This window comes from Kitasatospora sp. NPDC088391, assembly GCF_044753345.1.
In the GTDB taxonomy this organism is placed as follows: domain Bacteria; phylum Actinomycetota; class Actinomycetes; order Streptomycetales; family Streptomycetaceae; genus Kitasatospora.
On record NZ_JBIVNB010000002.1, the window covers coordinates 338407 to 358160 of the forward strand.

The window sequence follows — 19754 nt, forward strand, 5'->3', positions numbered from 1 at the left end:
GCTCCGCCGCCCCGCTCCGCCGCACCGCTCCGGGGACGCCGTCCCGTCCCCGGAGCGGTGCCGACCGCCGATGGGTGTTGCATTGTGGTGCCGAATGTTCGAAGATGTTTGATGTGTCGGCTCGTTCTGCGCCCGAGCCGCGATTCGAGCCCCTGAGGAGTGCCGCCGTGCACAAGACGGTGACCAAGCTGGCCGACGGTCGGGAACTGGTCTACTACGACATCGAGCCCGCGGACCGCGCCGCCGTCGACCGGCGCCCGCTGGACCCGACCGCCGGCGCGTCGGAGATCCGGGTCGACCCGTTCACCGGCGACGCCGTCACGATCGCCGCGCACCGCCAGGGGCGGACGTACCACCCGCCGGCCGACGAGTGCCCGCTCTGCCCCTCGCGGGGCGACCGGCTGAGCGAGATCCCGGCCGAGGACTACCAGGTGGCGGTGTTCGAGAACCGCTTCCCGTCGCTCGCCGCCTCCTCCGTCGAGCACGTCGCCGCCTGGTCCGACGGCCCGTACGCGCTCACGCCCGGCACCGGCCGCTGCGAGGTGGTCTGCTTCACCTCCGACCACGGCGCCTCCTTCGTCGACCTCACCGAGGAGCGCGCCCGCCTGGTCCTGGACGCCTGGACCGACCGCACCGCCGAGCTGTACGCCCGCCCGGACGTCCGGCAGGTGTACTGCTTCGAGAACCGCGGCGCCGAGATCGGCGTCACCCTCGGCCACCCGCACGGCCAGATCTACGCCTTCCCGGTCACCACCCCGCGCACCGCGCAGGCCCTCGACCGGGTCGCCGCCCACCACCGCGCCACCGGACGCAACCTGTACGACGACGTGCTGGCCGCCGAGCGCGCCACCGCCGGCGCCGAGGACTCCCGGGTGGTGCTGGCCGGCGAGCACTGGACGGCGTTCGTGCCGTTCGCCGCCCGCTGGCCCTACGAGGTGCACCTCTACCCCAACCGCCGGGTCGCCGACCTGACCGCCCTGGACGAGGACGCCCGCGCCGAGTTCCCGCGGATCTACCTCGACCTGCTGCGCCGCTTCGACCGGCTGTTCCCCGAACCGGCCCCGTACATCGCCGCCTGGCACCAGGCCCCGCGCCCCGCCGAGGCCGAACTCGCCCTGCACCTGGAGCTGTTCACCATCCGCCGGACCGCCGGCAAGCTCAAGTACCTGGCCGGCACCGAGTCCGGCATGGGCGCCTTCATGAACGACATCCGCCCCGAGGCCGCCGCCCGCGCCCTCCGCGAGCTCTGACGCCGCCCCGCCGCCCCGCCGCCCCGCTCCCCAGGACCCGCCCGCGCACCCCGCGGGCGGGTCCGGTCGTATCCACCGTTCGGCGGAGGAATGTGCGAAGGCCCGCCCCCCCGGGGCGGGCCTTCGCACATTCCTCCCGACGGGGCGTCAGGCCACCCGGTGCGCGCCCTGCGAGGGGGTGGCGGTGAAGGTCTGCGGGGCGCCGAAACCGGCCTCGGCGAAGGCGGCGTGGACGGCGCGCTCGACGGTCTCCAGCAGGCCGGTGTCGACCAGGGCGAGGACGGAGCCGCCGAAGCCGCCGCCCATCATCCGGGCGCCCAGCGCGCCCGCCGCGTTGGCGGCCGAGACCGCCAGGTCGGTCTCCGGGCAGGAGACCCGGTAGTCGTCGCGGAGCGAGGCGTGCCCGGCGGTGAGGATCGGGCCCAGCGCGCGCGGCTCGCCCGCGTCCAGCGCCGCGACGGTGTCCAGCACCCGCTGGTCCTCGGTCACCACGTGGCGCAGCAGCGGCCGCAGCTCGGCGGGCAACTGGGCCTCGGCAGTGCCCAGTTCGGCGATCGGGATGTCGCGCAGCGCCTGCACGCCGAGCAGCGCGGCGGCCCGCTCGCAGCCCGCCCGCAGCCCGGCGTACGCGCCGTCGCCGAGGTCGTGCTTGACCTTGGTGTCGATCACCAGCAGGGTCAGGCCGACGGCGGGCAGGTCGAGCGGGACCTGACGGCCGGTCAGCGTGCGGGTGTCCAGGAAGTGGGCGTGCCCGGCGACGCAGCAGCTGGACGCCATCTGGTCGAGGGCGCCGCACGGCACCCCGACGAAGGCGTTCTCGGCGCGCTGGGCGACCAGCGCCCGGGCGGGGGCGTCCAGGCCGAGGCCGAACAGGTCGTCCAGGGCGATCGCGGTGGCGCACTCCAGGGCGGCCGAGGAGGACAGGCCGGCGCCGGTCGGGACGTCCGAGGAGAACGCCAGGTCGGCCCCGCCCAGGACGTGCCCGGCCTCGATCAGCGCCCAGAACACGCCGGCCGGGTACGCGGCCCAGCCCGGCACCGAGCCGGGCGCCAGGGCGTCCAGCGCCAGCTCGGCGACCTCGGCGTCGCCCTGGGCGCTGAACAGGCGGACCACGCCGTCCTCGCGGCGCCGGGCGGCGACCTGGGTGGTGTGCGGGAGGGCGGCCGGCATGACGAAGCCCTCGTTGTAGTCGGTGTGCTCGCCGATCAGGTTGATCCGGCCCGGCGCGGCCCACACGCCGTCGGGGGAGCCGCCGTAGCGGGCGGTGAAGGCGGTGGCGGCAGCGGTGGTCATCGGGCACTCCAGCGGGGGGCGTTCACGGGCGGGGCGGGCAGGGTGAGCGGGGTGAGCAGCAGTCCTCTATCAAACACATTCAAACACACAACACCACAGCCCAACAGGGGTGAGCCTTCGGGTAGCGGCCCCCTCCCACTATGCTGACCATTCCGACACGCCCAGCGGAGGACGAGGCCACAGTGACCGACAGCGGACTGCTCGCCGACCAGCGGCGGGCCCTGATCCTCGACCTGGTACGCCGCGACGGGGCCGTCAAGGTCGCCGAACTCGTCGACCAGCTCGGCGTGTCCGACATGACCGTCCGCCGCGACCTCGACGCGCTCTCCCGGGCCGGCAGCGTCCGCAAGGTCTACGGCGGCGCCGTCGCCCGCACCGCCACCGCCGAGGAACCCGCCTTCGAGGCCAAGTCCGGCCTGGAGACCGACGCCAAGGCCGCGCTCGCCGAGGCCGCCGCCGCCCAGGTCCAGCCCGGCAGCGTGGTCGCCGTCTCGGCCGGCACCACCGCCTACGCCGTCGCCGCCCGCCTGCTCGACGTCCCCGGCCTCACCGTGGTCACCAACTCCCTCCCGGTCGCCGAACTCGTCCGGACCCGGGGCGGCGAGAAGGGCCCCGCGCTGCTGCTCACCGGCGGCGCCCCGACCCGCTCCGCCGCCCTGGTCGGCCCGCTCGCCGACCAGTCCATCCGCTCGCTCCACGTCGACCTCCTGATCATCGGCGCCCACGGCGTCAGCGAACGGGCCGGCCTCACCACCCCCAACCTGGCCGAGGCCGAGACCAACCGCGCCCTGATCGCCTCCGCCCACCGCACCGTCGCCGTCGCCGACCACACCAAGTGGGGCATCGTCGGCCTCAGCAGCTTCGCCGCCCTCACCGACATCGACTGCTTCATCACCGACCAGGGCCTCCCCGAACCCGCCCGCACCGCCCTCGCCGAATCCTGCGGCGACCTCATCCTGGTCTGACCCATGGCCGAGTACCGATCCGACCGAATGTTCGAGCTCTGGAGCTTCAGTCCCTCCCACTGCACGATGCTGCTGCGGAGCAATCCACGCCCGGTGGACGGGATCGACACCAGAGTGGAGATCTACGTCGGGAACGTGGAGACGCTCTGCGTCAAGCCGAGGATGAAGGGGCTGACGATCCGTCGCCCCTCGGCGGACGAGGCGGTCGAATGCGGAAGGAAGTTCGGCCTCGACGAGGTGAGGTCGCTCTACCTGGTGTCGAGCGGGGATTTCCAGGGATTCGTCGTCGGCGGCCGCCCGTCCTGGCGGGAAGCCGTGCGGGAGCTGGAGGACGACACGCTGTTCGACTTCTTCGGGCAGGAGTGGCCGCCGGGGCCGGAGATGACCTGGGGACACGTCGAGTAAGACGTTCCTCCACCGCCCGCACGCCCCACCTCCGCGGACGATCCGGTCTGCGTCCGCCACCGACTCCGCCCCGGAACGTCTGCGCACGGCCCGAGAGCGCTTCGACCCCGCCCTCTTCGCCGACCTCACCGGCACGTTGCGCCACTGCGCCGAGACCTGGACCGCACCGGACACCATCCCGCGCGCCGGGGCCGCGCTGCTGATCGACCCGTTCGTCGTCACCGACGCCCACTGCTACCAGGGCGCCGAGGTCGACCGCGTCCGGGCTCAGCGGTGGGTGCCCCGGCCCGGGCGGAGGCGGCGGTGGAGGAGGACGGTGACGCCGGCGAGGAGGAAGACGGCGCAGATGGCCATGATCAGGCCGGGGGAGCGGTTCGAGCCGGTGGCGGCGAGTTGGCGGGGGCTGTCGAGCGGGATGGGCGGGGCGGTCGGGGCGGGCAGGGCGAGGGACGTCGGGGGCGGGGGAGTGGTCGGGGCGGTGGCGCTCGGGGAGGACACGCGGGACGGGGACGGTGACGGGGAGGGGGTCGGGCTGTGGGTGTGGCCGGTCGTCGGGGCGGCGGGTGGAGTGGGCGGGGCGGCCGCGGTGCCGGTGCCGTCGAAGACCACGTCGGAGCAGGAGTAGAAGGCTTCCGGGCTGTCGGAGCGCTGCCAGATGACGTAGAGGAGCTGGCGGCCGGTCCGGCCGGACGGGATCGTGCCCGGGAGGAGGTAGGAGCCGTTGGAGAGTTGCGGGTCGGTGGCCGTCAGGAAGGGCTGCGGGTCGAGGTTCGCCCAGGTCAGCGGCTTGGTGGGGGAGTAGGACGCGTTGGTCAGGAAGAGCTGGAAGGTGCCCTTGTGGGGCGCGGTGGCCCGGAACTCGAAGGTGTAGGCGGCCCCTGACCTCAGGTTGGTGGCGGGCCAGTCGGCGCGCGGCAGGTCCAGCCCCTTGTCCATGTCGTTGCCCGCGCTGCACAGGTGCCCGTCCGGGATCAACTGGCGGTGCCGCCCGGCGGCGTCGCCGATCCGCAGGCTCATCCAGTCGTACAGCGCGGCGGTGCCCCCGGCGGCGACGGCGGCCCGGCAGGCGGCGGACTTGGGGCTCTCGGCGCCCTCCAGGTAGCAGCCCTCCAGGCGGCTGAGCGGCTTCTGCATCGAGCCGTGCGCCTGGGCGGTCCCGGCGCCGGCGGCCACTGTGAGGACGGTGGTCAGCAGGGCGGGGACGAGCAGTCGGCGGTACGGGCGCATGGGGGTTCCCTTCGAAGGCGTGGTGCGGTGACTGCGGACGGTGCGGAGCACACCTCTGACGCGGCGTCAGGCGGTGCGCCGCACCACCGGTACGGACGAAGCGGTCGGCGCGGGTCCGAGGGCCGGCGGGGAGGGGCGGCCGGGCAGGGCCGCGCCCGTTGCCCCGGGAGGCGGTTCGGGGAGATCGGTGGGCCGGGCGTGTCGGCGCCGCGCACCCGACGGGGAGCGGTCCACGGACGGGAGCGGCGGGTCGACCGCGTAGGTGCTGCCGGGGCGGTCGGCCGGGTGGCGCGGTCGCAGCACCCCACCGTGTCCCGCGATCGACTCATCGGTGAGCGAAAGGAGTTCGTTCCGTCCACCCGCACCGGTGATCTCGACCCGGACGCGGTCCCGGTTCCGCCCGCCGGTCGGCGGCACCGTCGACGGCCCGGACACGGCGGGGGAACCGACCCCGCCCGGGTCCGCTGCCGGCCGGCCCGACTCTGCCGGATCGACGGGCACCGCCCCGTGCGGCGCGCACTCGGCGAGGACCTGCTCGAACAGTTCCCGCGAACGGGCGAACTCGCCCGCGAGGTGCCGGAGTTCGTCGACCGCCTCGGGCCACAGCCGGGACGCGGGATCGTGCGCGAGCCGGGCCAGCCGGTCGGCGAGCACGGCCGTGGACGGCCCGAGGTGTTCGCGCAGCAGCGCGGTCAGGTGGGCGCGTTCGGCGGCGGCGGCCAACTCGCGGCCCCGGTCGGTGAACGCCATCATCGCGCCCACCACCCGGCCGTCCACCTGCACCGGCACCGCCCGCAGGTCGACGGGGACGGGCAGCCCGTCGCTGCGCCGCAGCAGTGCGGGACCGCCGCAGCGGCGACCGGTGGCGAGCGCGGTCAGCACGGCGGGCGGGACGGTGGTCGGGCCGGGGTGCAGCAGCGCTTGCACCGGCCGGTCGGCGATCTCCTCGGAGCGGTAGCGCAGCAGGCGCAGCGCGGCCGGGTTGGCGAGGACGCACCGCCCGTCGGCGTCCACCCCGAGGACGCCCTCGGCGCAGGTGCGCAGCAGCGTCTCGGTCTCGGCGCGCAGCCGGAGCAGTTCGCGCCGGAGGCGTCGGCTCTCCGTCAGGTCCCGGGCGGTGAGCAGCAGGAGGCCGGTGGGGCGGGCGCGGCCGACGGGCAGCAGCAGCGCGGCCAGGTCGCTGCCGATCCCGCTGCTGCGGACCTCGGCGGGGAAGGCGGTGCCGTCGGTGCGGCGGGCCGTGATCCGGACGGTCTCGGCCGGGCCGGGGCCGCCCGCGCCGATCGTCGACCCGGGGATGCGGTGCAGGCCGAGGCCGGGCAGCAGGTCGAGGACGCCGAGGCCGACCAGCACCGTGCCCGGGGCCCGAAAGGCTTGGTGGGCGGGGGAGTTGGCGGCCAGTACGGTGCCGTTGCTGTCGATCAGCAGCACCGGGTCGGGCAGGGCGTCGAGGACGGCGGCGAGCACGTCGCCGGGCAGGGGAGCGTTCACGGGGTCCGTCCCGTCGGAGGTCGGGGTCGTCGGAGGGGGTTGCGGGTGCCTCGTTGGTGGATCGGCGCGGCGGCAATACGCCTGGGAAGCAGGAGGGTTCAGCAGCGGGGCACGGCGGCCTCCAGCGCGACCCGGGAGGCCGGGCCGTAGGCGCCGTCCTCGCCCCGGACGCCGGCGGAGCGCTGGAAGGAGGTCAGGACGGCCCGGGTCCAGTCGTCGAAGGTCCCGGTGACGGTGCGGTAGCGGGGCGGCGCGCAGGCCAGGTCCAGCAGCAGGTTCTGCAGGCGGCGCACCTGCGGGCCGGAGTCGCCGTACCGGAGCACGGGCACGGGGCTGCCGCTCGGCGGCCGGTCGGTGGTCGGGGCGGCAGGGGCGCTCGGCCCGGTGGACGGCGCGCCGGGGGCTACGGGACGTCCGGCGGCGGCCGGGGGACGGGTGGCGGTCGGCCGGGGCCGGGCACCGGTCGGGGCGGTGCTCGGACGGCCGCCGCCGCTCGGCGACGGGGCCGCGGACGGGACGTCGGCCGAGGGCGCGGGTGCGGGGGCGGTGCCGGTCGGGTCCGGCAGCAGCGCCACGACCCGGGGTGCCCGGTCGGCGTCCGGCGGGGCCGACAGCGTGGTGCCGAGTCCGCCGCCGCACACCGCGAGGACGCAGGAGGAGACCACCAGCGCCCCGGCGCGACGCGTGGTCCAGGCCCGCAGCCGGTGCGCGCCGCCGCGCCGGACGGCCCCGGCCGGGGCGATGGCGTACCGGCCCAACTCCGCCGCCGGGGGCGGCGCGGGGGCCTCGGTGACGGTGAACAGCGTTGAAGCGGAAGGAAGTCGCCGGTCATGGACCTGTAGGACGGGCGGGGCGTACGGGCGCACCAGCGGGATCGGGTCGCCGGACGCGGGCGCGGACGGACAGCGGCACGCGCCACCGCTCCGCGATGAGCCGCAGTCGGGGCAGCTCGGGTACGACATGGCGCGGTCCCTCCGGGAGGACGGTCCAGGGGCGGGCGGGGAAGAGGTACGGGCGGGAGAAGGGGGTGCGGGCGCGGCGTCCGGGGAGTTGCCGCGCCCGCGGTCGAGGGGCCGCTCAGCCGTTGCGGCGGCGACGGCGGCGGGAGGCCACCAGCAGCGCGCCGCCGCCGGCCACCGCCGCGACGCCGATCCCGGCCAGGGCCGCGGTGCCGCCCGCGCCGGTGAGGGCGAGCGAGGAGCCGGGGGGCCGGCCGCCGGGCGTGTCGGGGGAGGCCGACGGGGCGGGCGCGCCCGGCGCGGTGGAGCGCGGGGCGGTGGGCGTCGGCGCGGGCTTGTGTCCGGCGGGGGTGCTGGGCGAGGGCGACGGGGCGGTGCCGGGGGTGGACGGGGTCGGGCCGGGGCTCGCGGGGGCGCTGGGCTGCGGGCCGGGCGCGGGCGTGCAGGAGAAGACGGGGGTGCCCGTCCACGGGTAGTTGTGGCTCTCGTTGCCGGAGCCGTGCATCCGGACGTCGCCGCCGACGTACACCCGGCCGTTGGTGCTGGCGGTCAGGTCGGCGGACGCCTTCGGGGCGAGCAGCGAGCCGATGAAGTTGCCGCCGCCGCCGAGGGTCAGCCTCGGGGTCTCCCGCAGGTTGTAGAGCACCTTGGCGGAGGCTTCGCCGAAGTGCGCCGAGCTGTACACGTCGACCCGCTCGCCGTTGTAGCCGACCGCCATCGGGGAGATCGAGACCGGGTGCGCGCCGGTGACGTTGACCAGCACCGAGGCGTCCGCCGGGATCGACTCGAAGACGAAGGTCGAGGCGCCGTCCAGGTCGGCGGAGGCGAGCTCGAACACCTGGAGGCCGCCGGTGGACGGGCCGGTGCTGCGGAAGGTGACCGTCCCGCCCGCGGCCTTGGCGGTGCCGGTGGGCTTGAGCGCGCCCAGCGCGGCGGACTGCGCCTGCACGGTGGCGCCGAAGCCCGCGTACGGGTCGAGCGCCGCCGCCGCGCCCCGGCCGGAGCCGCGCTCGCCGCCGTTGGTCTGCAGACTGCCCTGCTCGTCGATGCTGCCGCCGACCCGGACGCCGCCGCCGTAGCCCGGGCCGCTGATCAGGCCGGAGCCGATGTCGACGGTGGTGCCCTTGGCGACCTTCAGGTTGCCGCCGACCGCCAGCATCACCTGGCCGGAGGCGGGCAGGATGCCCGAACCGGCGCCCACCCGGCCGACGTTGAACACCCCGCCCGGGTTCTTCGCGAAGACGGCGTCCCCGCCGACCACCAGCAGGCCCTCCGCCTCGGCGGCCCCGCCGTCGACGGTGTAGCCGCCGCCGGCGAACAGCGCCACGTTGCCGTCGGTGAACTTCGGGTCGTGGCCGATCGGCGGGAACTGGCCGGGGCCCGGGCAGGCGGCCGACCTGCCGGGGGCGGGGTCGGCCGCCTGCGCCGAACCACCGAGGAGAATTCCCGCGCAGGCCGTCGTGGCGAGGGCCGTGGAAAGCGGTCGGGAAATGCGGGCGAGGTTTATGGTTCCGGTCTTCACGGCACCGGACTCTAACAGCGGGAGAGCTGCGGAAAAGCGCCTCGATAACGTTCCCGCAACGGACGCTTTAACGCACTTCCCGCCGTTCTTGAAGAAACTCCAATCCGCCCGTCAGCAGCTCTTCACCGGCCCGCCCGAGCCCGCCCGAGCCCGAGCCCGGTCGCGCCGCCGCCCGCCCCCGCGCCGCCGCGGCCCCGGCGGGGCGGGGAACAGTTCCGGCGCCGGTCCGCCCGGCAGGGTCAGTTCGACCTCGGCGCCGCCCAGCGCGGACCGGCCCAGCCGCAGCGCGCCGCCCGCGTCCTCGGCCAGCCGCCGGACGATGTCCAGGCCCAGCCCGGTGGAGCCGTCCCGGGCGGTCCCGTGGCCGCGCCGCAGCGCGGCCGCCGGGTCGGCGATGCCCGGCCCGGCGTCCCCGACGGTGATCACCACCCGCTCGTCGGCCCGCAGTGCCACCGCGAAGCCGGTGCCCGCCGGGGTGTGCCGGAAGACGTTGCCGAGCGCGGCGTCCAGCGCGGCGGCCAGGTCGGCCCGCCCGACCGGCACCTCGGCCGGGCCGGGGCCGGCCGTCCAGTCCCAGCGGCGGCCCTGGTCCTCGGCCAGCGCCGACCAGAACGCCATCCGCTCGCCGAGCACCGCCGCCGCGTCGCACCGGTCCGGCTCCCGCCGCCCGCCGCCACCGGCCCGGGCGCTGGTGATCACCGAGTCCACCTCGCGCTCCAGCCAGTCCACGGCCTCCCGGGTCTGCTCGGCCGTCGGCCCGTCGTCGAGCGCGGACGCGGTGAACCGCAGCGCCGTCAACGGGGTGCGCAGCCGGTGCGACAGGTCGGCGGCGAACTCCCGCTCCGCGGTGATCATCTGTCGCATCCGTCGGGCCATCGCGTTGAATGCCAGCCCGACCTCGCGCAGCTCGTACGGCCCCCGGGTGTCGGCGACCGCGTCCAGGTCGCCCGAGCCCAGCGTCCGGGCCACCGCCGCCAGGTCCCGGGTGGCGCCGACCAGCCGGGCCGCCAGCCGGTCGGCGACCAGGCTGGAGATCAGCACCAGGCAGACGGCGACCCCGCCGAGCACCAGCCAGGTGCTCCACAGGCCCCGGGTCAGGTCGGCGTCCAGCAGGTACACCTCCACCACGGCGGTCTCCCCGGACTCCACCACCACTGGCCGCAGCACCGCGTACCCGCCCGGCACGCGGGTGGTGTACGCCCGCCCCTGCCCGGCCGCCGCCGCCACCCGCGCCGGTGCGGCGTGCGGCGCGCCGCACGCCGCCCCGGCCGGCAGGTGGACGGCGATCCGGTCCGCCCGGCCCGCCGGGATGCTGGCCAGCGCCCGCCGCAGCTGCTCCTGCTCGACCGTCACCACCAGCACCGGCTCGATCGCGGCGGCCTGCTGCTCGGCCTGGGCGAACGCCCGCTCCCGGGCGAACTCGCGGACGGTCAGCGCCAGCGGGATCAGGAACGCCAGCGCGACCATCGCGGCCACCGCGACCGCGAACCGGGCCATTCCGCCCCTCACCGCAGCCGCGCCCGAGGTATTCGCCACCACGTCCTAGACATATTCCCACCTGCGGTCCGAGAGCTCCGGTTACCCGTGGATGAATACACCACCGGGCGTCCCCGGGGCCAATTCGGACGGAAAGCCGGGCCGCGGTGATCGGAATTCCGCTACCGTGGTGCAGGATGTCGGCCATGCGAATCAGGACCATGGCGACGGCGTGGCTCGTCGCCACCGCGGCGGCGGCCGGCATCTCCTGGGCGGGCGTCAACCTGGTGCTCCGCGAGGCGGTCTTCGGGCCGCCCGACGCGGTGTTCGTGCCGGACCGGACGAGCGCCCACCCCGGCGCGCTGCCGCCGCTGCCCGGCCCCGTCCCCTCCGCGAGCAGGACGCCGGGCCCCGCCCCGTCGACGGGGCCGCCCACCGCGACGGCCACCGGCGCGCCCAGGAGCGCCGCGCCCTCGCCCTCCACCGCCGTCCGTACGACCGCGGCCGCGGACGACAGCCGGGGCTACAGCGTCCGGGGCGGCCAGGTGGCACTGGCGCTCGGCCGCGACTCGGCGACCCTCATCTCCGCCTCGCCCGGCCCGGGTTGGGCCGTCCAGGTGTGGCGCACCGACACCTGGCTGCGGGTCGACTTCACCAAGGACGGGCGCACCTCCTCGGTCTTCGCCACCTGGAACGGGCACCCGCCGCTGGTGGAGACCTACGAGCAGTGACCGGTCCGCGGCTCCTGGCATGGACCGTCCAGCGCCGATCCGGCCGGTGATACCGGTGGTAATCCGCCCCTTTGGAGCTATTGATCAAATGATCAATAGTATGCTCCCTCCGTTGAGCCGCCCTCATGTTTCACGGAGAGTCACCACCCTCGGTCGGGGGCGGTCGGGCGGCCGGAAACGACCGAATGCGTTCGGGTCGAACAGGTCGAGCGGCGTCCCGGACCGGATGCCGGGGGAGGGGTGGTCAAAAGCCGCCGTCCGGGTGCCACCGACCGGTCAACGCCGTACGATCGCCCGGCAGTTCGCCGCCCCACCCCGCCTACCGGAAAGCCCGAGCATGCCCGACCCCTCCGCGCGGCTCCTGGCGGCCCCCGCCCCCGGAACACCGCGACCCGCCGCGCCCACCGTCCTGGTCGTCGAGGACGACCCGTTCGTCCGCACCGTCCTGATCCGCCACCTCACCGCGGCCGGCCACCCCGTCCGCAGCGTCGGCACCGCGCTCGGCGCCCTGCGCGAGGTCGCCGGGGCCGGCTGCGACCTGGTGGTCCTCGACCTCGGCCTGCCCGACCTGGACGGCAGCGACGCGCTCAAGATGATCCGCAGCGTCACCGACGTGCCCGTGATCATCTCCACCGCCCGCGACGACGAGAACGAGATCGTCCGCCTGCTCAACGACGGCGCCGACGACTACCTGGTCAAACCCTTCTCCGGCAGCCACCTCAGCGCCCGGATCGCCGCCGTGCTGCGCCGCGCCACCGCCGCCGCGCCCCCGGTCACCCACCTGCTGCGGGTCGGCGGCCTGCTGGTCGACACCCGCCGCCGCGAAGCCACCCTCGACGAGGCCCCGCTCGACCTCACCCGCCGCGAGTTCGACCTCCTCGCCCACCTGGCCGCCCGCCCCGGCACCGTCGTCACCCGCAAACAGATCCTCGCCGAGGTCTGGCAGGACAGCTACGGCAGTGTCCAGACCATCGACGTCCACCTCTCCTGGCTCCGCCGCAAACTCGGCGAAACCCCCACCGCCCCCCGCTACCTCCACACCGTCCGCGGCGTCGGCTTCCGCCTCGAACCCCCGCCGGACGCCCCCTGAGGCTCCCGCCGGAGGCGGTTCGGTCCGGGCCCCGGGGTTCTGCGCGGGCGGCCGGTGGGGCGTCAGTTCCCTTCGGCGGGGCGGGCCGTGGCGGCGGCGAGGAGGAGGGTGGCCCCGCAGGCGGCGGTGAGGAGCCAGCCGGGGTGGGTGGCGTCGGCGAGGCGGTCGGGGGTGCGGCCGGTGACGAGGGCGCCGGCCAGGGCGATGCCGACGGCGGCGCCGAGTTGGCGGGCGGTGGAGGTGACGGCGCCCGCCAGGCCGGCCCGGTCGCGGGGGAGGGTGCCGACCGCGGTGTGGGTGAGCGGGGCGTTGGCGAAGCCGATCCCGGTGCCGATCAGCAGGTAGGCGCCGAGCAGCAGCGCCAGCGGCGTCCGGTCGTCCAGCCCGGTCAGCAGCAGCGCGCCCGCGATCAGCGCGACGGCCCCGGCCAGCAGCGGGCGGCGCGCCCCGTGACGCCCCGTCAGGGTGCCCGCCAGCGGCGCGCAGACGGTGGCCGCGACCGCCATCGGCAGGGTGGTGGCCCCGGCGGCCAGCGCGGACAGGCCGCGGACGTGCTGCAGGTAGTAGGTGTTCAGCAGCAGCGTCAGGTTCAGCGCGACGAAGACGGCCACCGCCCCGAGCACGGCCGCGCCGAAGGACGGGCGGCGGAACAGCGCGAGGTCGATCAGCGGCGCGGGCCTGCGCCGTTCGACGGCGCCGAACGCGACGGCCGTCGCCCCGGCCAGCGCGCAGCCGCCCAGCACGGCCGGAGAGGTCCAGCCCAGGTGCGGGCCCTCGATCAGGACCGCCACGGCCAGGCCGACCAGCAGCGACAGCAGCACCTGCCCGGGCAGGTCCAGCGGGCGCGGCCGGGCGGCCCGGGACTCCGGGACCAGGCGGTGGACGAGCAGCAGCGCCAGGACGACCACCGGGGCGTTGATCCAGAACAGTGCCCGCCAGTCGAGCCCGGCCAGCAGCGCCCCGCCGGTCAGCGGGCCCGCCGCCATGCTGAGGCCGAACACCGCGGCCCAGACCCCGATCGCCCGGGCCCGCTCCCGGGCGTCCGGCATCGCGGCGACCACGATCGCCAGCGCCACGGGGCTGAGCATCGACGCCCCGACGCCCTGCACGGCCCGGGCCGCGACCAGCGCCCCGACCGAGGGCGCGGCCGCGCACGCCAGCGAGGCCGCGCCGAAGACCAGCAGGCCGATCCGGAACACCCGGCGCCGCCCGAACCGGTCGGCCAGCGCCCCGGAGGTGGTCAGCAGTCCGGCCAGCACCACGGTGTAGGCGTCGACCACCCACTCCAGGGCCCGGGTGTCGGCCCGCAGTCCGGTCCCGATCGCGGGCAGGCCGACGTTGACGACGGTGGTGTCCAGCCCCACCAGGAACAGGCTCAGGGCGCAGACCGCCACCACGGCCCACCGCCGCCGGGCGGTGTCGGGGACGGGCGGGGCAGGGGCGGCGGAGCGGGGGACGGTCGTGGCCATGGCGGCACCTCGCGGCGGAGCAGGGGGAGTTGACGCCCGGAGCGTCCCCTGCGCCGCCCCCGGCCGCCCACCGTTCTTGCGGGAACCGCAAAGAAGTGGCGCACAATGGCGGCCATGGAAGAGCCGCCCGACCCGAACCACCTCCTCGCGGCCCCCGAGGACGACCTCGACCTCCCGGCCGTGCTGGCCGGCATCGGCCCCCGCCTGCGCGCGGTGCGCCGCGAGCGCGGCCTGACCCTGGAGGCCGTCGCGGCGGCCACCGGCCTCTCGGTGAGCACGCTGTCCCGGCTGGAGTCCGGCAAGCGCCGCCCCACCCTGGACCTGCTGATCCCGCTGGCCCGCGCGCACCGGATCGCCCTCGACCGGCTGATCGCCGCCCCCGCCACCGGCGACCCCCGGGTGCACCTGGCCCCGCGCCGCCACCGGGGCGGCAGCGTGATCGTCCCGCTGACCGAGTACCCGGGCCGGGTCCAGGTGTTCAAGCAGGTCCTGGCGCCGCGCGAACCGAAGCTGACCACCCACGGCGGCTACGAGTGGCTGTACGTCCTCTCCGGCCGCCTGCGCCTGATCATCGGCGACCGCGACGTCCGCCTCGGCCCGGGCGAGGTCGCCGAGTTCGACACCACCGAACCGCACTGGTTCGGCCCGGCCGACTCCACCGCCGTCGAGGTCCTCCACCTGTTCGGCCCGCACGGCGACCAGCCCCGCCCGCTGACCTGAAACACCGGCGGCGGCCCGGAGCACCGGCGGCCGCCCGGGGCGCGGGCAGCGGCCCGGCCTTGCCAGTCCGTGCCATTTGGTATGGACCACTGGACGGGCCCCGGGGCGGCGCGCAGACTGGCGCGATGGCGCTCCGAACGATGGTCACCGGACTGGAACTGCACGAACTCGATGTGCCGGAACCGGGGTTGGTGCCGTTCGCGGTCGGCCGGTTCGACGCGCTCGGGCCACTGTCCCGGGCGGACTTCCCGCACCGGCACGCCTTCTACGAGCTGGCCTACGTCACCACCGGCAGCGGGACGCACCTGGTGGACCTGGCGGAGCACCGGATCGAGCCGCCGGTGCTGTTCACCGTGCTCCCCGGCCAGGTCCACCACTGGCGCGGCGTGCGGGAGTTGGACGGCTGGGTACTGCTGCTGAACGAGGACTTCCTGCTCCGCCACCCGGAGGACCTGGCGCTGCTGCGCACCCTGGGGGCCGGTCCGCCGGTCCGGCCGGAGCGCGCCGCGCACCGCGAACTGTCCTACCTGATGAAGGAGTTGACCGCCGAGCACGAGGCCGGACTGGAGGGCGGGGTCGGCGTGCTGCAGGCCCTGCTGCACGTCCTGCTGGTCCGGGCCTCGCGGGCCGCCCGGGCCGGGATCGGCGGCGGCCCCCGCTCGGCGGTGCACCCGCTCGCCGAGCGGTTCGGCCGGATGATCGCCGAGGGCGGCCGCGCGGACCGCTCGGTGCTCGCGCTGGCCCGCGAACTCGGCGTTTCGGCAGGCTACTTGCACGAGGTGGTGAAGGAGGCCACCGGCCGCACCCCGGCCCGGCTGGTGCGCGAGCAGCAGACCCTGGAGGCCAAACGGCTGCTCGCCACCACCGACCTGACGATCCGTCAGGTTTCGGCGGCGGCCGGCTTCTCCGACCCGGCCTACTTCTGCCGCTTCTTCCGGCGCGAAGTCGGCTGCACCCCGGGCGAGTTCCGCGAACGCGCCGGATGAGACCGCGCGTGGTGGGGTCGAGCGGGGCGGGTCGAGCGGGGCCGAACAGCAGCTCGGGCCGAGGAATTCACCACGCCTGAGGAATCCACCACGTCCGGCCGCCCCCGTCCATCGACGGCCCGGCCGGGCAGGGCCTAGCGTCTGAGCAACCCCACACAGCGCCGCCGTGCCGGGAGACCCGACCTCTCCAGGTGTCATGTCCCATCCAAAGGGAATCCGGGCGTGCGGCGACCGAGCGACCGACGAAGCACCCGAACGGAGAGCCATGTCCACCCCCCACAACCCCATGGACGACCTGGGCGATCGCAAGATCAGCCGCAAGAGCCTGCTCAAGGCCGCCGCACTGGCCGGCGCCGCCCCCGTGCTGATCGGCGGCGGGACGGCACTCGCCCGCGACAACGCCGCGGCCGGGTCGACCACGCTCCCGCTCACCCCCGACTGCCAGGACGGCGACCACCTCACCGAGGAGCAGATCGAGGGCCCGTACTTCAAGCCCGGCTCCCCGCTGCGCACCAGCCTGGTCACCTCCGGCACCCAGGGTGTCCCGCTGACCGTCAGCGGGTACGTCTTCGGCCGCAACTGCGCCCCGATCCCCGGTGCGCTGCTGGACTTCTGGCAGGCCGACACCAACGGCAACTACGACAACAGCGGCTACACCTTCCGCGGCCACCAGTTCAGCGACGCCAACGGCGGCTACACGCTGACCACGATCGTCCCCGGTCTCTACCCGGGCCGCACCCGGCACATCCACGTCAAGGTGCAGGCCCCCGGGCAGCCGATCCTCACCACCCAGCTGTACTTCCCGAACGAGCCGCGGAACGCCACCGACACCATCTTCGACCCGGACCTGGTGATGACGGTCCGCCAGGTCGGCAACGGGCGCCAGGCCAGCTTCGACTTCGTGCTCAACGTCAACGGCACGCCGCGCCCGACCAGCAGCCCCACCACCGGCCCGACCAGCAGCCCCACCCAGGGCTCGCCCAGCCCCAGCCCGAGCAACACCGGCGGCGGAGGCACCACCACCTGGAAGGTCGGCACCAGCTACAAGGCCGGCGACCAGGTCACCTACAACGGTGTCACCTACGTCTGCATCCAGGGCCACATCGCCTACGCGGGCTGGGAGCCGCCGAACGTCCCGGCCCTCTGGTCGCGCCGCTGACCGCACCACCCCAGGGTCCGTCCCCCCCCCGGACCCCCTGGTCCCGCCGCTGACCGCAACTCACCCCCCCGCGGGGCGGTCAGCGGCGACAGCCACCCGAAGCGGCGGTGAGGCCCCCACTCCGTGGGAGGGGAAAACCGGGAGACCGGGGCCGCATCCGCCAGCGCCATGGCGGCTCGAGCGCGGGGTGCCCGAGCCGCCATGGCGCGCCACCAGCACCACCCGAAGCACCCAGGACCGCCGTCGCCCCACCGACGGCACTCCCGACCCCTGTACGCCCGGCCCACGGCCGGGCACCGGCACCGGCACCGGCACCGGCACCCGAGGGTGACCACCACCCACGAGGACGAGGACTCCGCCCTCGCCGCCACCCCGGTCCGTGAACACCTCGCCGCCCGTCCCCAGGTCCACCCCACCCGCTCGGTGCACCGGTGGGGCGGCGAGGTCCACGACCCCCCCCCGAGGCCACCGCCGCCCCGGCCGACAGCACCGCCCGGCCGACCGGACAGGCCCGGCCGCGGCCCCCGCCGGATAACCGTTCGCGGCCGGGCCGCCGCGCCCCCTACGCTCCGCCCGAGAGCCGCCGCCCCGGGGAGAGCCGCACCGTGCCGATGCACCACACCGTCCGCGCCGTCAACGACCTGACGACCCGTTGGGGCCGCGCCGTCGCGGAACCCGGGCAGAACACGGTGTTCAGCGCCCCCGGCGCCTGGGCCCCGCTCGCGCTGCTCGCCGCCGGGGCCGGCGGCACCGCCGCCGCCGAACTCGCCGAGGCCCTCGCCGTCCGCCCGGACGCCGCCGCCGAGGCCGGGCGCGAACTGCTGGACGCCCTCGACCGCATCCGCGGCGTCCGCACCGCGGTCGGCGTGTGGACCAGGGACCGCCTGCCGCTCGACCTGCGCTGGCAGGCCGCGCTGCCCCCGCACACCCGCGGCCGGATCACCGGCGACGAGGACGTGGACCGCGCCGCCGTCGACGCCTGGGCCGCCGGGCGGACCGGCGGCGAGATCCCCCGGATGCCGATCGCCGTCGACGAGAACACCGAACTGCTGCTGGCCGGCGCGCTCACCGTCCGCACCGACTGGATACGCCGATTCACCGGCGACGTAAGGAAGTTCGGCTCCGGGCCGTGGCAGGACCGCCACGTCGGCGTCCTCGACCGCCGCACCGCGCTGCTCGACCGGGTCGGCGTCGCCGAGACCGCGGCGGGGCCGCTCACCGTCCTCCAGGTGCTCGGCCTGCAGGGCGTGGACGTCCACCTCTGCCTCGGCCCGGCGGACGCCGCGCCCGGCGAGGTGCTGGCCGCCGCCGTCCGCACCGCCGAACGGCCCGCCCTGCTGCGCCCGGGCTCGGCGCTGCCGGACGGCGAACCCGGGCCCGGGCTGCACGCCCACTGGACGCCCAGCTACTGGCGGGAGCCCGAACTCGCCGTCACCACCGTGGCGTTCGACCTGACGGAGCGGCACGACCTGCTGGACCGCGCCGAGGTGTTCGGGCTGCGGGCCGCGACCGACCTCACCCGGGGCCACTTCCCCGGCATCAGCACCCACCCGCTGGCGGTCGGGGCCGCCGCCCAGTCCGTCACCGCCGCGTTCGGGCCGCGCGGCTTCCGGGCCGCCGCCGTCACCGCCCTCGGGATCGCCGTCGGGTGCGCGGCCGAGCGGCCCCCGTACCGGGTGCGCCGGATCAGTGCCGTCTTCGACCGGCCGTTCGCCTTCCTGGCCGTGCACCGCGCCTCGCGGCTGGTGCTGGCGGCCGGCTGGGTCGCCGAGCCCGCGGCCGTGCCGGAACCGCGCTGGTGAACCGTCCCCCGGGGGCACGGGTGTTCGGGCCGGGCCACTACACTCCCGGCGGAAGTACGGGAACGGAACATCGGGAAGTGGGGGCATCGTGCGACGCTGGGGTGTGCTCGGGAAGGTCGCGCTGGCGGCCCTGGTGCTGGGCCTCCTGCTGGGGGTCGGCACCGTCGGGTACGTGCTGGCGCTGAAGCCGCGCGCGATGACGGTCGGCAGCACCAGCATGGCGCCCACCTACGTGCCCGGCCAGCGGGTCACCCTGGTCGGCGTCCACCCGGACGAGATCCGGCGCGGCGACGTCGTCCTGATCGACTACCCGGCCGTCGACGGCCAGGAGCCGATCCAGATGCTCAAGCGGGTGGTCGCCCTCGGCGGCGACCGGATCGGCGACTGCGCGGGCTCCCGGATGCAGTTGAACGGCGCCCCGCTCGACGAGCCCTACCTGCGGGGCGGCACGTCCAACGGCCGGGCCTGCTTCGACGTGACGGTGCCCGAGGGGCAGATGTTCCTGCTCGGCGACAACCGGGCCAACTCGCTGGACTCCCGGCAGTGGCGGTCCGTCCCGCTCGCCGCCGCCACCCACCGCGACATGAAGGAGGCGCGCGGGGCCGTGACGACCATCGGCCTGCTCGCCCTGGCGACGCCGGTGGTGCTGCTCCTCGGGCTGGTCCTCGGCCTGATCGCCTGGCGCCGCCGCCGCAACGCGCCGCCCGAGCAGATCACCTACCCGGACTGGGTTCCGGTCAGGACCCCCTGACGACCCGCCCCGGGCCCGGAACTGTCGGTGGCGGCCCCTAGCATCGCGCCCATGCGAGCATCGGGAACCTTCACCGTCAGCGAGTTCACCCCCGTCGACCTCCCGGCCGGCGACATCGAAACCGCCTCCGGGGTGGGCGTGGCCACCATGCGCAAGGAGTTCCGCGGCGAGGTCGAGGGGCGCTCCCGCACCCTGTTCACCGCCGCGTTCGACCAGGCCAGTGGTGTCGGCACCTACCTCGCCATGGAGTCCTTCGCCGGGTGCCTGCACGAGGCCGAGGGCGCCTTCAACTTCGCGCACTCGGCCACCACCCTCGGCGGCGGCCGGGACGGCGAGTACTTCGCCGTCGTCCCGGGCAGCGGCACCGCGGGCCTGGCCGGCATCACCGGCACCGGCTCCATCGTGATCGACGAGGACGGCACCCACCGGGTGCACCTCGACTACCAGCTGCCCTGACC

Annotated in this window: 18 protein-coding genes; 11 read left to right on the forward strand and 7 right to left on the reverse strand. The window is 75.8% G+C overall.

From position 1 onward, the window contains the following. The first annotated feature begins 167 nt into the window (after nt 1-167). Nucleotides 168-1250 (forward strand): galactose-1-phosphate uridylyltransferase, encoded by a 1083-nt coding sequence (gene galT / locus ACIQBJ_RS05955; protein ID WP_400704210.1) that lies wholly within the window; start codon nt 168-170, stop codon nt 1248-1250. 147 nt (nt 1251-1397) lie between these two features. Here the strand turns inward: galT and galK are convergent, their stop codons facing one another. Then, the gene (galK, locus tag ACIQBJ_RS05960) at nt 1398-2543 is read right to left on the reverse strand and encodes a galactokinase (RefSeq protein ID WP_400704213.1); all 1146 of its coding nucleotides are present in this window, start codon (nt 2541-2543) and stop codon (nt 1398-1400) included. Between the two features lie 182 nt (nt 2544-2725). Between galK and ACIQBJ_RS05965 the strand changes: the two genes are divergently transcribed. Together ACIQBJ_RS05965 and ACIQBJ_RS05970 are read left to right on the forward strand one after the other, a co-directional pair. Next, complete coding sequence (locus tag ACIQBJ_RS05965; protein WP_400704216.1) at nt 2726-3508, forward strand: DeoR/GlpR family DNA-binding transcription regulator; 783 nt, start codon at nt 2726-2728, stop codon at nt 3506-3508. Between the two features lie 93 nt (nt 3509-3601). Beyond that, entirely contained in the window at nt 3602-3913 is a 312-nt protein-coding gene (locus ACIQBJ_RS05970; protein ID WP_400704219.1) for a hypothetical protein, read from the forward strand. A 267-nt stretch (nt 3914-4180) separates the two neighbouring features. Here the strand turns inward: ACIQBJ_RS05970 and ACIQBJ_RS05975 are convergent, their stop codons facing one another. The 5 genes from ACIQBJ_RS05975 to ACIQBJ_RS05995 all read right to left on the reverse strand — a co-directional run bounded on the left by ACIQBJ_RS05975 (nt 4181) and on the right by ACIQBJ_RS05995 (nt 10609). Further along, nucleotides 4181-5140 (reverse strand): lytic polysaccharide monooxygenase, encoded by a 960-nt coding sequence (locus ACIQBJ_RS05975; protein WP_400704222.1) that lies wholly within the window; start codon nt 5138-5140, stop codon nt 4181-4183. 66 nt (nt 5141-5206) lie between these two features. After that, entirely contained in the window at nt 5207-6631 is a 1425-nt protein-coding gene (locus tag ACIQBJ_RS05980; protein ID WP_400704225.1) for a PAS domain-containing protein, read from the reverse strand. A gap of 98 nt (nt 6632-6729) precedes the next feature. Continuing rightward, nucleotides 6730-7497: a peptidoglycan-binding protein gene (locus tag ACIQBJ_RS05985; RefSeq protein WP_400704228.1), complete on the reverse strand. Its 768-nt coding sequence runs from the start codon at nt 7495-7497 to the stop codon at nt 6730-6732. Nucleotides 7498-7708: 211 nt separating this feature from the next. After that, nucleotides 7709-9112, reverse strand: coding sequence for a choice-of-anchor A family protein (locus ACIQBJ_RS05990; RefSeq protein ID WP_400704231.1), 1404 nt, complete (start codon nt 9110-9112; stop codon nt 7709-7711). A 111-nt stretch (nt 9113-9223) separates the two neighbouring features. Continuing rightward, entirely contained in the window at nt 9224-10609 is a 1386-nt protein-coding gene (locus ACIQBJ_RS05995) for a sensor histidine kinase (protein ID WP_400704234.1), read from the reverse strand. Nucleotides 10610-10794: 185 nt separating this feature from the next. Between ACIQBJ_RS05995 and ACIQBJ_RS06000 the strand changes: the two genes are divergently transcribed. Beyond that, entirely contained in the window at nt 10795-11319 is a 525-nt protein-coding gene (locus tag ACIQBJ_RS06000; protein WP_400704237.1) for a hypothetical protein, read from the forward strand. A 337-nt stretch (nt 11320-11656) separates the two neighbouring features. Next, on the forward strand, nt 11657-12409 hold the full coding sequence (locus tag ACIQBJ_RS06005; protein ID WP_400704240.1) for a response regulator transcription factor: 753 nt from the start codon (nt 11657-11659) through the stop codon (nt 12407-12409). 62 nt (nt 12410-12471) lie between these two features. Here ACIQBJ_RS06005 and ACIQBJ_RS06010 read toward each other — a convergent pair whose 3' ends face one another. Then, on the reverse strand, nt 12472-13878 hold the full coding sequence (locus ACIQBJ_RS06010) for an MFS transporter (RefSeq protein ID WP_400704243.1): 1407 nt from the start codon (nt 13876-13878) through the stop codon (nt 12472-12474). Nucleotides 13879-13992: 114 nt separating this feature from the next. Here ACIQBJ_RS06010 and ACIQBJ_RS06015 point away from each other — a divergent pair, with 114 nt between their 5' ends. From ACIQBJ_RS06015 to ACIQBJ_RS06040, 6 genes are all read left to right on the forward strand, one after another. Beyond that, on the forward strand, nt 13993-14598 hold the full coding sequence (locus ACIQBJ_RS06015; protein WP_400704246.1) for a helix-turn-helix domain-containing protein: 606 nt from the start codon (nt 13993-13995) through the stop codon (nt 14596-14598). Between the two features lie 125 nt (nt 14599-14723). Next, nucleotides 14724-15584 (forward strand): helix-turn-helix domain-containing protein, encoded by an 861-nt coding sequence (locus ACIQBJ_RS06020; RefSeq protein WP_400704249.1) that lies wholly within the window; start codon nt 14724-14726, stop codon nt 15582-15584. Between the two features lie 265 nt (nt 15585-15849). Then, nucleotides 15850-16743 (forward strand): carbohydrate-binding protein, encoded by an 894-nt coding sequence (locus ACIQBJ_RS06025; RefSeq protein WP_400704252.1) that lies wholly within the window; start codon nt 15850-15852, stop codon nt 16741-16743. Nucleotides 16744-17354: 611 nt separating this feature from the next. Then, entirely contained in the window at nt 17355-18545 is a 1191-nt protein-coding gene (locus tag ACIQBJ_RS06030; RefSeq protein ID WP_400705805.1) for a serpin family protein, read from the forward strand. Nucleotides 18546-18633: 88 nt separating this feature from the next. Next, complete coding sequence (gene lepB, locus ACIQBJ_RS06035; protein WP_400704255.1) at nt 18634-19296, forward strand: signal peptidase I; 663 nt, start codon at nt 18634-18636, stop codon at nt 19294-19296. Between the two features lie 51 nt (nt 19297-19347). Continuing rightward, the gene (locus ACIQBJ_RS06040) at nt 19348-19752 is read left to right on the forward strand and encodes a DUF3224 domain-containing protein (protein ID WP_400704258.1); all 405 of its coding nucleotides are present in this window, start codon (nt 19348-19350) and stop codon (nt 19750-19752) included. Nucleotides 19753-19754: the final 2 nt, after the last annotated feature.

What these genes read in the sequence shown, in the direction of transcription:
- ACIQBJ_RS06010 (WP_400704243.1), bottom strand. Translation starts at nt 13,878, where the DNA reads ATGGCCACGACCGTCCCCCGCTCCGCCGCCCCTGCCCCGCCCGTCCCC.
- ACIQBJ_RS06030 (WP_400705805.1), top strand. Translation starts at nt 17,355, where the DNA reads ATGCACCACACCGTCCGCGCCGTCAACGACCTGACGACCCGTTGGGGC.
- ACIQBJ_RS06020 (WP_400704249.1), top strand. Translation starts at nt 14,724, where the DNA reads ATGGCGCTCCGAACGATGGTCACCGGACTGGAACTGCACGAACTCGAT.
- ACIQBJ_RS06040 (WP_400704258.1), top strand. Translation starts at nt 19,348, where the DNA reads ATGCGAGCATCGGGAACCTTCACCGTCAGCGAGTTCACCCCCGTCGAC.
- ACIQBJ_RS06005 (WP_400704240.1), top strand. Translation starts at nt 11,657, where the DNA reads ATGCCCGACCCCTCCGCGCGGCTCCTGGCGGCCCCCGCCCCCGGAACA.
- ACIQBJ_RS05995 (WP_400704234.1), bottom strand. Translation starts at nt 10,609, where the DNA reads ATGGCCCGGTTCGCGGTCGCGGTGGCCGCGATGGTCGCGCTGGCGTTC.
- ACIQBJ_RS05975 (WP_400704222.1), bottom strand. Translation starts at nt 5,140, where the DNA reads ATGCGCCCGTACCGCCGACTGCTCGTCCCCGCCCTGCTGACCACCGTC.
- galK (WP_400704213.1), bottom strand. Translation starts at nt 2,543, where the DNA reads ATGACCACCGCTGCCGCCACCGCCTTCACCGCCCGCTACGGCGGCTCC.
- ACIQBJ_RS06000 (WP_400704237.1), top strand. Translation starts at nt 10,795, where the DNA reads ATGCGAATCAGGACCATGGCGACGGCGTGGCTCGTCGCCACCGCGGCG.
- ACIQBJ_RS06015 (WP_400704246.1), top strand. Translation starts at nt 13,993, where the DNA reads ATGGAAGAGCCGCCCGACCCGAACCACCTCCTCGCGGCCCCCGAGGAC.
- ACIQBJ_RS06025 (WP_400704252.1), top strand. Translation starts at nt 15,850, where the DNA reads ATGTCCACCCCCCACAACCCCATGGACGACCTGGGCGATCGCAAGATC.